A 14,838-nucleotide genomic window follows, 5' to 3' on the forward strand; every position below is an offset into this window, starting at 1 on the left:
AATTAAAACACGGACAAACTTTGTCTTTGTTTTATGGGTGGCGAAAAAGCGGCATCGACGAGGCCCAAGGACGTTGATCATCAAGGGAAGATTCAGAAATGAAAAATCAAACAATTCTGTCTGATTATTGCCGAACAGAAGTTTCCTTGTCGTCTTCGGCTGACTATGATGTTATCTGCCGACAGGGCGCCGCAACGCGTGCATTTTTGTGAGCCAACACGCTTTCGCACTGATTGTTTTGGCGAGTCCGGCAAGGAAGAAGAACTCTTGTGTGATGCTGACGTCTTAGAGATGACTATTTAAGGGAAAGGCCTGACTATGACCACCCGGTTGACCAAAACAGCGATTGCAGTACTGTTGCTCGGCACACTCAACGCCACGGCGCTGGCGCCGGTGCAGGCGGAAACCCAGGATCAACTGCCGGATATGGGCACCTCTGCGGGTGGCACCCTGAGTATTGGCCAGGAAATGGCGATGGGTGATTTTTACGTGCGTCAGCTTCGCGCCAGCGCGCCCCTGATCAACGATCCCCTACTCACACAATATATTAACCAATTGGGTAACCGGTTGGTGGCGAGCGCCTATTCGGTACGCACGCCGTTTCATTTTTATCTGGTGCGCAACGACGAGATCAACGCCTTCGCCTTCTTTGGCGGTAACGTGGTGTTGCACTCAGCCCTGTTCCGCGAAACCGACAACGAAAGCCAACTCGCCTCGGTACTGGCGCACGAAATCTCGCACGTGACTCAACGCCACCTGGCGCGTGCGATGGAAGACCAGCAACGCAACGCCCCGCTGACCTGGGTAGGCGCCCTTGGCTCCATCCTGCTGGCGATGGCCAACCCGACCATGGGGATGGCGGCGTTGAGCGGCACTCTGGCCGGCACCCAGCAAGGCATGATCAGCTTTACCCAATCGAACGAACAGGAAGCCGATCGTATTGGCATTCAGGTGCTGCAACGCGCCGGGTTCGATCCTGAAGCCATGCCCGACTTTTTGCAAAAACTGTCCGATCAGTCACGCTACGCCTCCAAACCGCCGGAAATGCTGCTGACCCACCCCCTGCCCGACAGCCGCCTGTCCGATGCGCGCAACCGCGCCAACCAGATGCCCAAGCACCTGGTGCAATCGACGCAGGATTATCTGATGGCCAAGGTGCGTTCGCTTGGTATGTACAGCTCAGAGGGGTACGGCCTGCGTGAAGAGCTGCTCGATACTTACAGCAAAGGTAACGTACGCGAGCAGACGGCAGCCAAATATGGCCGCGCCATTTTGTTCTACGAGGCCAAAAAGTATGACGATGCCCGTAACATCATTCAGCCACTGCTGACGCAAGATCCGAAAAACGTCTGGCTGATCGATCTGATGACCGATATCGACCTCGGTCAGAAACGTGCGCCGCAGGCGATTGCCCGTCTGCAGGCCGCCAATGCCGCTCAAAGCAACAACCCGGTGCTGCAGCTCAACCTGGCCAACGCCTACGTGGAAGGTAACCAACCGGCGCAGGCGTCAAAAATTCTCAACCGTTACACCTTCGCCCATCCGGACGATCCCAACGCCTGGGATCTGCTGGCACAGGCCAGCGCCGCACAGGGGCTGCGCGATGAAGAGCTTTCCGCCCGTGCCGAAAGCCTGGCCCTGACCGGCCGTCTCGATCAGGCTATTGGCTTGCTCAGCAATGCCAGTTCACTGCAAAAACTCGGCAGCCTGAAACAGGCGCGTTATGATGCGCGCATCGACCAACTGCGCCAGTTGCAACAGCGTTTCCGCCAGTACCAGCGCAGCTGATTTTCATAAAGGATGAAGTTAAATGAAAAACGTCACTATTTACCACAACCCACGCTGCTCCAAGAGCCGTGAAACCCTGGCGCTGTTGGAACAGCATGGCGTGACGCCCGACGTGGTGCTGTATCTGGAAACGCCGCCGTCGGTAGACCAACTGAAGAAACTGCTGAAAGAACTGGGTTTCAGTTCCGCACGCGAGTTAATGCGCAAAAAAGAAGATCTGTACAAGGCATTGAAGCTGGCGGATGAAAGCCTGAGCGAAGCCCAACTGTTGCAGGCGATGGTAGACAATCCAAAGCTGATTGAGCGTCCCATCGTGGTCAAAGGCACCCAGGCACGCATCGGCCGGCCACCGGAACAGGTGCTGGAGATTTTGTGAGTCTCTCGGCACTCTATTGAGCAACATTATGATAATAGCCCTTACCTGGGCTATTTTTAATTGATTGTTATATAAATACTTTTCATCACCCCCCTGAGTCCTGACTGATATTATCCTCCCGGTGTGTTGTATTAACGCACAGCCAGCGTTGACATACGTCAACAGCTAAAATATTCTCAATAAAGACGGCAGGCAGGTGATGAAAAACCATCCTAATAAACATATTCAGGCTGCGTTAGCCTATGCCATTTCGCAGGGTTGGTTATTTCGCGCCAGCAATGGACATGCGTTCGGCCGCCTCCAGTGCGCTCTTCCTCAGCACAGGGAGCATATGATGAGTATCTGGTCTACACCGAGGAACCCAGAACAACATGCCAAACAGATTCGCCGTAAAGTCGATGAATGTCTGGCTCTTTCCCAGAAAGGATAAAGGAGGTCATTATGGCGCTCTATAATTTCTCGTTAACACTCTCCGGTGTGACGTCGCAAACTCCGGGTTTGGAAGATGCTCTCTACGCCAGTGGTTGCGATGATGGGTTGATTTGTTTCTATGGCAAAGCGGTTTACGTGGAGTTCGATAGAGAAAGCGATAGCTTCGCCAACGCCATTCTTGGGGCCATCAAAAATATCGAATCCGCCGGTCTGGGCGCGCAGGTAATGGCAGTCGATTCTCATCTGGTAGGATTAAGTGATATCGCAGCACTCGCCGGCATGTCTCGGCAAGCTATCGCGATGCTAAAGGACGGTACTCGCGGCTCTGGAGACTTCCCTTCTCCCATTCAAAGGCTTAAGGGGTCATCCCCTTTGTGGCGTTGGCATAGCGTTGCAGACTGGTTGGCAAGCAAGGGGAAAATTGGCCAGGCACTGGCCGAGAATGCGCAGTATCTGGAAAATATCAATTTGGCGTTGCAGCTCCGGGCCAGCAATCAACGCGGCCAGATCGATAGCTACGTAACCCTGCTGGAGCACGGCGAGAATTGAGCCTGGCGAGCCAGAATTATAACCCGAGGATCTCTTTCACAAACGGGATGGTCAGCTTGCGTTGGGCGGTGATCGAGGCGTGATCGAGTTGATCCAGGGTCATAAACAAGGTGCGCATTTCGCGATCCAGCCGCTTCAGCAGGAAACGACCGACGTCTTCCGGCAGCTCAAAGCCGCGCAATTTGCCGCGCAGTTGCAGGGCCAGCAGTTTTTCTTCATCCGACAGCGGCTGTAACTTGTAGATTTGCCCCCAGTCCAGGCGCGAAGCCAGGTCCGGCAGGTTCAGATTCAATTGGCGTGGCGGACGATCGCCGGTAATGAACAGGCGCGTGCGGCCGGTTTCCAGAATGCGGTTGTAGAGATTAAAGATCGCCATTTCCCACTCTTCGTCACCGGCAATACATTCGATATTGTCGATGCACACCAGCGCCAGCTGCTCCATCCCATCCAATACTTCCGGCACGAAATAGGCTCGCTTATCCAGCGGCACATAGCCCACGGCTTCACCGCGCTGCGAAAGCTCCGCACAGGCCGCATGCAACAGGTGACTGCGCCCACCGCCCTCGCGTGACCAGAAATAGATATAGCTGCCATGTTCCTGACGAACGGCGGACTGGATCGCGCTCAATAGGGATGGGTTCTCCCCCGGATAAAAACTGGCGAAAGTCTCATCATCGGGAAGATAAAGTGGCAGTGAAAGCTGTGCCGGCGTATTCAGAAAAGCACCTCAACCAAAACTGGCAGGAAAACGCGGTAAGTCTACCACAGAAAACGGGCTCTGTTGAACCGGCAGGATTTTATGGCGTAATAGTGAACAACGCTCAGCAGCAAGATTAAATTGCCAACGACTTTGACCGGTGAAATTTGTATTTTATCCAAGAGTTATCCTAGTATAGAGGGGCGAAACGCAATCTCCTTAAACAAGGTTTCTACAAGGATATAGACAATGAAAGTATGGAATAAAGTGCTTTTGGCCTCAATCATTGGGCTATTGCTTGCCGGCTGTGATGACTCATCCAAAGTCGACGCCAATCTTGAAAAAGCCAAAGACAGCGCTGAGCAGATGAAAGATGCCGCACAGAAAAAAGCGGACGATCTGACCGATAAAGCCGCCGCAGTGGCCAAGGACATCAAGAAAGAGGCCACCACTCAGGCCGACCAATTGAAAGACAAGGCTTCGGCAATCAAAGACGATGCCGCCAAGCAGGCTGATGCCATCACCAATGATGCGAAAGCCAAGGCTGACGCCATCAAAGAAGATGCCAGCAAGCAAAGCCAGCAGTTGGTCGATCAGGCTAAAACCATTAAGAACGATGCCATTAATGGTGCCAATGATTTGACCGAGCAAGCCAAAGCGAAAACCGAAGCGATTAAAAACAGCGCAGAAAATAAAGCGGAAGAATTAAAAAGTGATGCCGACGCAGCAGGGAAAGAAAATACCCCGCCGGCCGCACAACAATAATACTTAGCAATAAAGAAAGGAGCAGTAAATGGGGATTATTTCCTGGATTATCTTCGGTCTGATCGCCGGTATTTTAGCCAAGTGGATTATGCCAGGCAAAGACGGCGGCGGTTTTATTCTGACCGTTGTCCTGGGGATCGTCGGTGCCGTGGTTGGGGGCTATATCAGTACCTTCTTTGGCTACGGCAGAGTTGACGGTTTCAACTTCGGCAGCTTCGTGGTGGCGGTGATTGGTGCCATCGTGGTGCTGTTTGTATACCGTAAAATCCGCAGTTAATTTATTGCGCATCAACAAAACGGGCAGCCCATTGGCTGCCCGTGAGACGGCTGACAAACATATAATGTTTGGCGGCTGGCGCTAAAGGTTTTGAAAATAAATCAGGAAAATCAATTTATTGATTTTCGGCTGATAACACAAAGGGGGAAAAACCACGCTTTTATCCCCTTTGTCAATAATCTGACGGGCAGCCCATTGGCTGCCCGGTTTCCTTACTACTTCTGTTCGGCCGACTCGTCCGGCGCTTCAGTCACTTCCTCTTCCTTGCTGTACAGGCTGATGACCTTAAACAGCAGGCTGAGGCCGATGCCGACGATGGTCGCCAGCGCCATGCCTTTCAATTCGGCAGCACCGATGTGCACCTTGGCCCCGCTGACGCCGATAATCAGGATCACCGAGGTCAGGATCAGGTTTTGCGCCTTGTTGTAATCCACTTTGGATTCAATCAGCACACGAATACCTGACGCGCCGATCACCCCATACAGCAGCAAAGAGACCCCACCCATCACCGGCACCGGTACCGCCTGGATAGCCGCCGCCAGTTTACCGACGCAGGACAGCAGAATGGCCAGAACCGCCGCGCCGCCGATCACCCAAGTGCTGTATACCTTGGTGATAGCCATCACGCCGATATTCTCACCGTAGGTGGTGTTTGGTGTGGAACCGAAGAAGCCTGAAATCACTGTCGATATGCCATTAGCGAACATTGAACGGTGCAGGCCAGGGTCACGGAGCAGGTCTTTTTTGACGATATTCGCAGTCACCACCAAGTGGCCGACGTGCTCGGCGATCACCACCAGCGCCGCCGGCAGGATGGTGAAGATGGCGAACCATTCAAAACGCGGGGTGTAGAACGTCGGCAGCGCGAACCAGTGCGCCTCGCGGATCGGGGTCAGATCCACCACGCCCATAAAGAACGACAGCGCATACCCTACCAGCACACCGATCAGGATCGGGATAATCGCCAGAAAACCGCGGAACAGCACGGAACCCAGGATGGTCACACCCAGCGTCACCAGCGAGATAGTGATGGTAGTGGTGTCTGCGCTGACGCCGTCAGCCGGCAACAAGCCCGCCATGTTCGCCGCCACACCGGCCAATTCCAGGCCGATGACCGCCACAATCGCCCCCATCGCCGCCGGAGGGAAAATGACGTCCAGCCAGCCGGTACCGGCTTTTTTAACCAGCAACGCGACCAGGCAAAACAACACCCCGCACATGATAAAACCGCCCAACGCCACTTCATAACCCAACGGCAACAGCAGCAGCACCGGGGAAATGAACGCAAAGCTGGAGCCGAGATAGGCCGGGATCTTGCCCTTGCAGATAAACAAGTACAGCAAGGTTCCGACGCCGTTAAACAGCAACACCGTCGCCGGGTTAATCTTGAACAAAATAGGCACCAGCACGGTCGCGCCAAACATGGCGAACAGGTGTTGGAAGCTGAGCGGAATAGTCTGGAGTAGCGGCGGGCGTTCGCTTACGCCTATCACGCGACGGGTCATGGATGTTTTTCCTCTGGGTCGTTATCAGTTGTGTAAGTCTAATGATATATGCTCAATGGATTTCAAATTACAGCGAGGCGGCAAGGGCGTTAATCCCCAGGAGCTTATTTATAATAAGTGACTGGGGTTAGCGCCCGCAGACAACAACGCTGTAGCTTGAAAGACGACGAGCATTAAAAAGCCGACTCATCAGTCGGCTTTATTTTTGTTTATTTGGTACCAAATATCTTGTCGCCCGCATCACCCAGGCCCGGTACGATGTAGCCCTTCTCGTTCAGGCATTGATCGATGGAGGCCGTGTACAGCTCGACGTCCGGATGCGCTTTCTCCAGCGCGGCGATCCCTTCCGGCGCGGCAACCAGCACCAGCACCTTGATGCTGTTGCAGCCGGCTTTCTTCAGCAGATCGATAGTGGCGATCATCGAGCCGCCGGTAGCCAGCATAGGGTCGACAACCAGTGCCAAACGCTCTTCGATGTTGGACACCAGCTTTTGGAAATACGGCACCGGCTCCAGAGTTTCTTCGTCACGGTAAACGCCAACCACGCTGATACGTGCGCTCGGTACGTTTTCCAGTACCCCTTCCATCATGCCCAGACCGGCACGCAGAATAGGCACAACGGTAATTTTTTTCCCTTTAATCTGGTCTATTTCAACCGGGCCGCACCAGCCATCGATGGTGACTTTCTCTGTTTCCAGATCGGCGGTCGCTTCATAGGTCAGCAAACTACCCACTTCTGAGGCCAGCTCACGGAAGCGTTTGGTGCTGATATCATTTTCACGCATCAGGCCAAGCTTGTGTTTCACCAGCGGGTGTTTCACCTCAACGATCTTCATCATTTTTCTCCTATTAAGGTGGTTTACGGCCAAAAAAATCGCCGGATTATACCTCCTTTTGCCGACTGCGCCACCCACAATAGCCCGATCGGGATCAACAAAAGTTTGAATAACAGTATAGATGACGAAAAAGCGGAGCTGGTTCACAAGCCACTCGCAAACGTTTGCCTGCGCTGTTAGAATTGCCGCGCCTTATTCCGGAATCAATGCCGGAAGCACAGTATTCAAACCGCAAACCGTCGTGGGGATCGCGCAGTGACCGACAAAACCTCTCTCAGCTATAAAGACGCAGGTGTCGATATCGATGCTGGCAATGCATTGGTAGACCGCATCAAAGGTGTAGTAAAACAGACCCGCCGCCCGGAAGTGATGGGTGGTCTGGGCGGTTTTGGCGCCCTGTGTGCGTTGCCGCAGAAATACCGCGAGCCGATACTGGTTTCCGGTACCGACGGCGTAGGCACCAAGCTGCGTCTGGCGATGGACCTGAAACGACACGACACCATCGGCATCGATCTGGTTGCAATGTGTGTGAACGATCTGGTGGTTCAGGGCGCTGAGCCGCTGTTCTTCCTGGATTACTTTGCCACCGGCAAACTGGACGTGGACACCGCGGCCAGCGTGATCACCGGTATCGCCGAAGGCTGTAAGCAGTCTGGCTGTGCTCTGGTGGGCGGTGAAACCGCTGAAATGCCGGGCATGTACCACGGCGAAGACTACGACGTGGCCGGCTTTTGCGTCGGCGTGGTCGAAAAGTCCGAGATTATCGACGGCAGCAAAGTGCAGTCCGGCGACGCACTGATCGCCCTGGGCGCTTCCGGCCCGCACTCCAACGGCTACTCGCTGGTACGCAAAATTCTGGAAGTCAGCAACACCGACCCGACCACTACCGTTTTGGAAGGCAGACCGCTGGCGGACCACCTGCTGGCGCCGACCAAGATTTACGTGAAATCGGTGCTGGAGCTGATCGAGAAAATCGACGTCCACGCTATCGCCCACCTGACCGGTGGCGGCTTCTGGGAAAACATCCCGCGCGTGCTGCCGGAAGGCATGCAGGCCGTGATCGAAGAATCCAGCTGGCAATGGCCGGCCGTCTTCAACTGGCTGCAGCAAAACGGCAACGTCAGCCGTCACGAAATGTACCGCACCTTTAACTGTGGCGTGGGCATGGTGATCGCGCTGCCGGAAGAAGCCGTGGGATCCGCCATCGCATTGTTGACCGCAGCCGGTGAAAAAGCGTGGAAGATCGGTAAACTGACCGCTTCTTCTGACGAACAACAAGTGGTCATCAACGGATGAAAAAGATCGTGGTGTTGGTCTCCGGCCAGGGGAGTAATCTCCAGGCGCTGATTGACGCCTGCCAGCAGGGCAGAATTGCCGGCGAGATTGTGGCGGTGTTCAGCAACAGGGCGCAGGCTTACGGTTTGCAACGTGCAGAAGCGGCAGGTATTGCCGCTCATGCACTGGACGCCAAGGCCTTTGCCGACCGGGCCGCGTTTGACGTCGCCCTGGCGGATGCCATCGACCAATACCAACCGGATCTGGTGGTGCTGGCCGGTTACATGCGCATTCTCAGCCCGCAGTTCGTGCAGCGCTATGCCGGACGCATGCTGAATATCCACCCTTCCCTGCTGCCCAAATACCCAGGGCTGCATACTCACCGTCAGGCCATCGACAACGGCGACAGCGAACACGGCACTTCGGTGCACTTCGTGACCGAACAGCTCGACGGCGGCCCGGTGATCCTGCAGGCCAAGGTGCCAATCTTCCCCGGTGACGAGGAAGACGAGGTGGTTGAACGGGTACAGGCTCAGGAACATACCCTTTACCCGCTGGTGGTGAACTGGTTTGTCGAAGGCCGCCTGGCGATGCGCGATAACGCCGCCTGGCTGGATGGCGAGCGCCTGCCCGAACAAGGGCATGCGGCAGACTAAAAAGCCAATCTTAACCCCTTCTAAACGGTGCCGCTCACGGCGCCGTTTTTTTTTCGCCGCAACCCATCGCCGACGTTATACTTGCCCACAGTGGCAACCGCCCCCCTATCTATAACGACATTGAGGAACCCCCATGTCCAGCACTACCAACGTCAGGCTACGCCCACTGGAACGGGATGATTTGACGTTTGTCCATCAGATGGACAACAACGCCAGCGTGATGCGCTACTGGTTTGAAGAACCCTATGAAGCCTTCGTAGAACTTTCCGATCTCTACGACAAACATATCCACGACCAGAGCGAACGCCGCTTTATTATTGAACACCAGGGCGCCAAGGTCGGGCTGGTGGAACTGGTGGAGATCGACCATATCCACCGCCGCGCGGAATTTCAGATCATCATCGACCCGACGCATCAGGGCAAAGGCTACGCCACTATCGCCGCCAAGCTGGCGATGGACTACGGTTTCTCGGTACTGAACCTGTACAAGCTGTACCTAATCGTCGATAAAGAAAACCCGAAGGCAATCCACATCTACAGCAAATTGGGCTTTGAAGTCGAAGGCGAGCTGATTGACGAATTCTTCGTTAACGGTGAATACCGTACCGTGCTGCGCATGTGCATCTTCCAGCCGCAGTACATGGCGAAATTCAAAACCGCCGCCAGCGATCAACCTTTGGTTAAGTGACAACAAAAACCCGCGAGAGCGGGTTTTTACTATCATGATATTCGGGCTTATCCCAACGGCAGGAAAAGACAGCTGCGGCATCAACCATAGCGTCCGGTAATATAATCCTCGGTGCGGCGCTGGCGCGGTGAAGTAAAGATGTCGTCGGTGTCGTTGTATTCCACCAATCGGCCCTGGTGAATAAACGCCGTGTAATCCGAGACGCGTGCCGCCTGCTGCATGTTGTGCGTCACCAGCACCACGCTGTACTGCTGCTTCAGCGCGGAAATCAGCTCTTCAATGGTCAATGTGGAGATCGGATCCAGCGCCGAGGTCGGCTCATCCAGCAGCAGCACTTCCGGCTCGATGGCTATCGCCCGGGCAATCACCAACCTTTGCTGCTGGCCGCTGGAAAGACGAAACGCGTTCTCGCGCAGCCGGTCTTTGACCTCGTGCCACAGCGCGGCGGCACGCAGCGAACGCTCCACCGCCTCATCAAGGATCCGTCGGTCACGTACGCCCTGCAGACGCAGGCCGTAAACCACGTTTTCATAAATCGATTTCGGGAAAGGGTTCGGCCGTTGGAAAACCATGCCGACCCGCCGTCTTAACGCCGCAACGTCGATTTGCGCGCCGCCAATGCTTTGACCGTTCAGTTGCAAATCGCCTTCAATCCGGCAGTTGTCCACCAAATCATTCATACGGTTGAAACAGCGCAGCAGCGTGGATTTGCCGCAGCCGGACGGGCCGATCAGCGCCGTCACCCGGTGCTTGGGAATACGCAGCGAGATATCGTGCAGCACCTGTTTTTCGCCATAAAACAGGTTGAGGTCGTTTACCGCCAGCGCGGTATGTTCATCATCAAGGTGCTGGACATCCAACCGGGGCAAACTGCCTGGCGTCATCAAACTCATTAGGCACTCCCCAGGAATAACATCGTTGTTACTGCGACCATGCTCTGTACCGCTCCCTCAGCGAATGGCGAATGCCCATCGCCGCCAGATTCAAGCCCACGACAATCGCCACCAGCAGGAAGGCGGTGGCGAACACCAGCGGCCGGGCTGCCTCCACGCTCGGGCTCTGGAAGGCCATATCGTAGATCTGGAAGCTCAGGTGCATAAACTTCCGCTCCAGATGCAGATACGGGAAAATATCATCTACCGGCAGCACCGGCACGGATTTCACTACCCCCACCAGCATTAATGGTGCCGTCTCCCCGGCGGCGCGCGCCACCGCCAGGATCAGGCCGGTCATCATCGCCGGCGCCGCCATCGGCAACACAATACGCCACAGCGTTTCCGCCCGGCTGGCGCCCAGCGCCAACGAGCCCTGGCGCAACGAAGCAGGAATGCGCGACAGCCCCTCTTCGGTAGCGACAATCACCACCGGCAACGTCAACAGCGCCAGCGTCAAGGCCGCCCACAGCACGCCCGGCGTGCCAAAGGTCGGGTTAGGCAACGACTCCGGGTAGAACAGCTGATCGAGCGTGCCGCCAATCATATAGACGAAGAAGCCAAGACCAAACACGCCATAGACAATCGACGGTACGCCGGCCAGATTAACCACGGCAATGCGGATCAGCCGCGTCAGCAGATTATTGCCTGCGTATTCATGCAGGTAAACGGCGGCAATCACGCCAAACGGCATCACCACGATCGACATCAGGATCACCATCAGCACCGTGCCGAAAATCGCCGGGAATACGCCGCCTTCGGTATTGGCCTCTCGCGGGCTGTCGCTGAGGAATTTCTTCACCTGTTCGGCCCAGTGCACCAGCTTTTGCGTGGTATTCATCGCGTTGGGGTACCAGGCATCGCGCACCTGGCTTAGCGCAATGGTATGGGTCTGGCCATGCATGTCACGCAGCAACAGCGCATCGCGGTGGCGATCGCGGTTCAAACCTTCCAGACGGTCGGAAAGCAGTCGATATTGACGTTGCAGTTCCAGCCGCTCGGCATTGATTGACGCCTGTGCGCGGGCGTCTAGCTTATCTTCCCGCTGTAAGCTTTTCTCTCGCAGACGCAGCGTATCGAACCGCTGGTTAATGCGCGCCATATCGCGAAACTGAATATCATGGGCCTGACGCGAAAGCGCGGCAATCTGCGGCAAACGCTGCAGCAGCGCCTGGCTAAGATTGCGGCCGGTCAGCGGCTGACCATCCTCCAGCATACCGGCCAGATAACCGTAAGCGGTGCCGTTGTTATTACGTTCCAGCACCAGCAGATCGCGCGGTGTGCTTTGGCGAACAATGTCACCGGCCAGCAGCGTCCGGAAGTCTTGTCCTTCGCTCTCGCGGTTGCCCACCTTGATCAGATAGCGCTCAAAACTCTGCGCATTTCCCGGCGGCAGTGCGATACCGGACTCCAGCAGTTGCCGGCGCGGAATGCTTTGCTGCTGATACAGCTCGCCGATCATCGTCACCGGCCCTGCGGCACTCTGGTTGAGCTCAAACTGATAGACCGGGCTCGGCCAGAAATAGCGCATCCCCTGTCCGGCCAGCAGCAGCATGATGCCGATCAGCGCCAACAGGCTGACGGCCACCGACCCGGCGGTCAGCCAGATCCACGGCGAACCGCTCTTCGCCCAGCGCTTCATGGCGCCTCCTGGTTCAGGGTATAGCGCTCACGCAGCCGCTGTCGGACCGCCTCCGCCAGCGTGTTGAAGACAAAGGTGAAAATAAACAGCACCAGCGCAGTCAGGAACAGCACCCGGTAATGGCTGCTGCCAGCGACCGCTTCCGGCATTTCTATGGCGATATTGGCCGCCAGGGCGCGCAGGCCCTGGAACAGGCTGCCGTCGATAACCGGCGTATTTCCGGTCGCCATCAGCACAATCATGGTCTCCCCCACCGCGCGGCCAAAGCCAATCATCAGCGCCGAGAAAATGCCGGCGCTGGCCGAAGGCAGCACCACGCGTATCACGGTTTGCCACTGGGTCGCCCCCAACGCCAGCGACCCTTGGCTCAGGGTTGCCGGTACGCTGAACAACGCGTCTTCCGCCAAAGAGAAAATAATCGGCACTAACGCAAAGCCCATCGCCACGCCAACCACCAGCGCATTGCGCTGGTCATAATCATCGCCCAGCCAGAAATGCAGCGGCTCGCCGAACAGTTTCACTTCCAGCCAGGGCCCCACGCTAAACGCCAGCCAGACGGTCAGTACAATCAGCGGCAACAGGATCAGCAGATCGACGCCCGGCGGCAGGCGCCGCGGGGCAAACCGGTTCATCAGCGCACCGCATGCCAGCACCACCGCCGCCAACAGCAAGGGGAGCGACAACACCGCCAGCAGATAATATTCAATCACCGGCGCCAGCCAGATGCCCGCCACCAGCCCGATTACCACCGTCGGTAAAGCCCCCATCACCTCAATCGCCGGTTTAATCACCCGCCGCAGTCCGGCCGACATGAAATAGGCGGTATAAACTGCCCCGGCCAGCGCCAGCGGAATGGCGAACAGCATGGCATAGGCCGCGGCCTTGAAGGTGCCAAAAATCACCGGCATCAGGCTGAATTTGGCCTGATAGCTGTCCTCGCCAGAGGTGGATTGCCAGACGTAAGCCGGTTCGGGGTAATTCTCGTACCACACCTTGTGCCAAAGCGAGCGCCAGGTGACGTCGGGATAAGGGTTGTCGATCGCATAATGTTGCCAGCCCTGTGCCGTTTCCAGCAGCAGGCCATCACCGCGTGGAGCGAACGCCATCTGCTGTACCCCGGCGCTCAGCCTGCCGTTCAACAGTGGCTGCGGCTGGATGCTGGAAAACAGCGAGAAACCGCCGTCCGGTCTCAGGGTGGCGAACACCCGGCGATAAGGTTCGGCCACCAGCAAATCCTGCGGCTCGGACTGGTGGTCGAAATGCTGCACCGGCGTCAGTTGCCAGCGCCGATCTTTTTCGACATCAAACCATTCGCGTACGCTGCCGTCAGGCGCTTCGATCAGCAACGCGCTGCCGCCAGGCAACGCCGTCAGTTGATAAGGAGAATGTTCGCCAAGCGTACGCGTTTCTTTTAGCTGCAGCTGCGTGTCGTTAATTTGGTAGCGCGCCAGCCGATTCCCCGCCAGCAGATACAATTGGCGACCGTCGGGCGTCAACACCAACTGCTGCACCGCACTGTCCAGCGTGATCTCACTTAGCTGCGGTGGGTGGTCGCTGCCGAAACGGCCAAACACCAAACGACGATCTTCGGTCACACCGGCCAGAAGGTACTGCCCATGGCGTGCTTCAGCCAACGTCAGCAGCGTTAATGCTCGCCCCTGTTTATCCAACGTCAGCGGTCGTTGCCCAAGCGGAAACAACCACTGCGGTGCCGACGCCCCGGCTGCTGCGAAGTCCGCACTGGCGACGATAAACCGGCCGTCGGCCTGTGCCAAAGCAAACAGATCGCGTTCGCCAGCCGCCTGAGTCAGCAGCGTCGGTTTGGCCAGCAGCGTCTGTTGCGTCAGAGGATGGGCGTTCTGCTGCGTCAGAGGATAGAACTGCCCCTGCCCTTGCGCATCGATGCGGTAACCTATCCGCTGCTGCACATCCATACCCAGCGCCAGCGCAGGTGCAGAGGCACTGATCGTCAGCGGTTTCGCCTGCCCCATTGCCGCCGGTTTAAACAGCGGCAGCACCGCAAACAGCAGGTAAACGAAGATCAGCATCAGCGTCATCAACACCAGCAGCCCGCTGACGGTAACCGCCGCCTGAACGCTACGGTCGATGCGCGCGCGCAGGCGATCCCGGGGATGTTGGTTTACCGTAGTTTGTGCCATGTCTCTCGCTGTCGCTGATGTAAGCAGGCTTGCGCCATAGAATAACCGGGCATCTTATGTCAGTTTTGTGACGTTTGCATGACAAAGTTGCCTGCCGCCAATATCGAATTTAACGCTATTCATTAGCGTTATTAACCCTATATATTGCTGAAAAATGATGATTAAGCCGATCATCTGTAGAGATATTTAGCATTATTGTCTTCATTTTATATTGCTCCGACATGTTCAACGCCCCGAACGCCGCAGAGAATATTTTTACGC

At 56.1% G+C, this 14,838-nt stretch carries 15 protein-coding genes; 9 read left to right on the forward strand and 6 right to left on the reverse strand.

Translation table 11 applies throughout. From position 1 onward, the window contains the following. Window positions 1-318 precede the first annotated feature (318 nt). The 4 genes from bepA (at window position 319) to AC1RKG_RS21380 (ending at window position 3,145) form a co-directional block, all read left to right on the forward strand. Complete coding sequence (gene bepA, locus AC1RKG_RS21365) at window positions 319-1,788, forward strand: beta-barrel assembly-enhancing protease (protein WP_020828065.1); 1,470 nt, start codon at window positions 319-321, stop codon at window positions 1,786-1,788. Window positions 1,789-1,810: 22 nt separating this feature from the next. Continuing rightward, window positions 1,811-2,164, forward strand: a complete 354-nt coding sequence (gene arsC, locus AC1RKG_RS21370) for an arsenate reductase (glutaredoxin) (protein WP_020828066.1) — start codon at window positions 1,811-1,813, stop codon at window positions 2,162-2,164. Window positions 2,165-2,363: 199 nt separating this feature from the next. Then, the gene (locus AC1RKG_RS21375) at window positions 2,364-2,594 is read left to right on the forward strand and encodes a hypothetical protein (RefSeq protein WP_130016636.1); all 231 of its coding nucleotides are present in this window, start codon (window positions 2,364-2,366) and stop codon (window positions 2,592-2,594) included. An 11-nt stretch (window positions 2,595-2,605) separates the two neighbouring features. Then, complete coding sequence (locus AC1RKG_RS21380) at window positions 2,606-3,145, forward strand: helix-turn-helix transcriptional regulator (RefSeq protein WP_130016637.1); 540 nt, start codon at window positions 2,606-2,608, stop codon at window positions 3,143-3,145. Between the two features lie 16 nt (window positions 3,146-3,161). On the opposite strand, the gene hda is transcribed toward AC1RKG_RS21380, so the two are convergent. Then, entirely contained in the window at window positions 3,162-3,863 is a 702-nt protein-coding gene (gene hda / locus AC1RKG_RS21385) for a DnaA inactivator Hda (protein ID WP_044554653.1), read from the reverse strand. 228 nt (window positions 3,864-4,091) lie between these two features. Between hda and AC1RKG_RS21390 the strand changes: the two genes are divergently transcribed. Together AC1RKG_RS21390 and AC1RKG_RS21395 are read left to right on the forward strand one after the other, a co-directional pair. Beyond that, the gene (locus AC1RKG_RS21390) at window positions 4,092-4,607 is read left to right on the forward strand and encodes a hypothetical protein (RefSeq protein ID WP_020828070.1); all 516 of its coding nucleotides are present in this window, start codon (window positions 4,092-4,094) and stop codon (window positions 4,605-4,607) included. Window positions 4,608-4,635: 28 nt separating this feature from the next. Beyond that, window positions 4,636-4,884, forward strand: coding sequence for a GlsB/YeaQ/YmgE family stress response membrane protein (locus AC1RKG_RS21395; protein WP_002487967.1), 249 nt, complete (start codon window positions 4,636-4,638; stop codon window positions 4,882-4,884). 215 nt (window positions 4,885-5,099) lie between these two features. On the opposite strand, the gene uraA is transcribed toward AC1RKG_RS21395, so the two are convergent. Both uraA and upp read right to left on the reverse strand, forming a co-directional pair. Further along, window positions 5,100-6,389 carry a uracil permease gene (gene uraA / locus AC1RKG_RS21400; protein ID WP_493183685.1) on the reverse strand — a complete coding sequence of 430 codons (1,290 nt, stop codon included), beginning with the start codon at window positions 6,387-6,389 and terminating at the stop codon, window positions 5,100-5,102. 209 nt (window positions 6,390-6,598) lie between these two features. Continuing rightward, entirely contained in the window at window positions 6,599-7,225 is a 627-nt protein-coding gene (gene upp / locus AC1RKG_RS21405; protein ID WP_020828072.1) for a uracil phosphoribosyltransferase, read from the reverse strand. A gap of 255 nt (window positions 7,226-7,480) precedes the next feature. Between upp and purM the strand changes: the two genes are divergently transcribed. The 3 genes from purM to speG all read left to right on the forward strand — a co-directional run bounded on the left by purM (window position 7,481) and on the right by speG (window position 9,844). Beyond that, window positions 7,481-8,521: a phosphoribosylformylglycinamidine cyclo-ligase gene (gene purM / locus AC1RKG_RS21410; protein ID WP_130016639.1), complete on the forward strand. Its 1,041-nt coding sequence runs from the start codon at window positions 7,481-7,483 to the stop codon at window positions 8,519-8,521. Continuing rightward, window positions 8,518-9,156 (forward strand): phosphoribosylglycinamide formyltransferase, encoded by a 639-nt coding sequence (purN, locus tag AC1RKG_RS21415; protein ID WP_048762761.1) that lies wholly within the window; start codon window positions 8,518-8,520, stop codon window positions 9,154-9,156. Before purM ends, purN begins: the two co-directional genes overlap by 4 nt. Before the next feature lie 133 nt (window positions 9,157-9,289). After that, entirely contained in the window at window positions 9,290-9,844 is a 555-nt protein-coding gene (gene speG, locus AC1RKG_RS21420; RefSeq protein WP_020828075.1) for a spermidine N1-acetyltransferase, read from the forward strand. 80 nt (window positions 9,845-9,924) lie between these two features. On the opposite strand, the gene pstB is transcribed toward speG, so the two are convergent. Genes pstB through AC1RKG_RS21435 form a run of 3 tightly spaced genes read right to left on the reverse strand, consistent with a single transcriptional unit; the run spans window position 9,925 to window position 14,577 of the window. Beyond that, window positions 9,925-10,737: a phosphate ABC transporter ATP-binding protein PstB gene (gene pstB, locus AC1RKG_RS21425; protein ID WP_020828076.1), complete on the reverse strand. Its 813-nt coding sequence runs from the start codon at window positions 10,735-10,737 to the stop codon at window positions 9,925-9,927. 28 nt (window positions 10,738-10,765) lie between these two features. Further along, window positions 10,766-12,418, reverse strand: a complete 1,653-nt coding sequence (pstA, locus tag AC1RKG_RS21430) for a phosphate ABC transporter permease PstA (protein WP_116689996.1) — start codon at window positions 12,416-12,418, stop codon at window positions 10,766-10,768. Then, complete coding sequence (locus AC1RKG_RS21435; protein WP_493183686.1) at window positions 12,415-14,577, reverse strand: ABC transporter permease subunit; 2,163 nt, start codon at window positions 14,575-14,577, stop codon at window positions 12,415-12,417. The genes pstA and AC1RKG_RS21435 overlap by 4 nt, the downstream gene beginning before the upstream one ends. Window positions 14,578-14,838 lie beyond the last annotated feature (261 nt).

Source organism: Serratia sp. GW822-FHT06D09 (assembly GCF_058799515.1).

Coding starts and splice junctions, on each gene's coding strand:
- bepA (WP_020828065.1), top strand. CDS start 319: ATGACCACCCGGTTGACCAAAACAGCGATTGCAGTACTGTTGCTCGGC.
- arsC (WP_020828066.1), top strand. CDS start 1,811: ATGAAAAACGTCACTATTTACCACAACCCACGCTGCTCCAAGAGCCGT.
- AC1RKG_RS21375 (WP_130016636.1), top strand. CDS start 2,364: ATGAAAAACCATCCTAATAAACATATTCAGGCTGCGTTAGCCTATGCC.
- AC1RKG_RS21380 (WP_130016637.1), top strand. CDS start 2,606: ATGGCGCTCTATAATTTCTCGTTAACACTCTCCGGTGTGACGTCGCAA.
- AC1RKG_RS21390 (WP_020828070.1), top strand. CDS start 4,092: ATGAAAGTATGGAATAAAGTGCTTTTGGCCTCAATCATTGGGCTATTG.
- AC1RKG_RS21395 (WP_002487967.1), top strand. CDS start 4,636: ATGGGGATTATTTCCTGGATTATCTTCGGTCTGATCGCCGGTATTTTA.
- uraA (WP_493183685.1), bottom strand. CDS start 6,389: ATGACCCGTCGCGTGATAGGCGTAAGCGAACGCCCGCCGCTACTCCAG.
- upp (WP_020828072.1), bottom strand. CDS start 7,225: ATGAAGATCGTTGAGGTGAAACACCCGCTGGTGAAACACAAGCTTGGC.
- purN (WP_048762761.1), top strand. CDS start 8,518: ATGAAAAAGATCGTGGTGTTGGTCTCCGGCCAGGGGAGTAATCTCCAG.
- speG (WP_020828075.1), top strand. CDS start 9,290: ATGTCCAGCACTACCAACGTCAGGCTACGCCCACTGGAACGGGATGAT.
- pstB (WP_020828076.1), bottom strand. CDS start 10,737: ATGAGTTTGATGACGCCAGGCAGTTTGCCCCGGTTGGATGTCCAGCAC.
- pstA (WP_116689996.1), bottom strand. CDS start 12,418: ATGAAGCGCTGGGCGAAGAGCGGTTCGCCGTGGATCTGGCTGACCGCC.
- AC1RKG_RS21435 (WP_493183686.1), bottom strand. CDS start 14,577: ATGGCACAAACTACGGTAAACCAACATCCCCGGGATCGCCTGCGCGCG.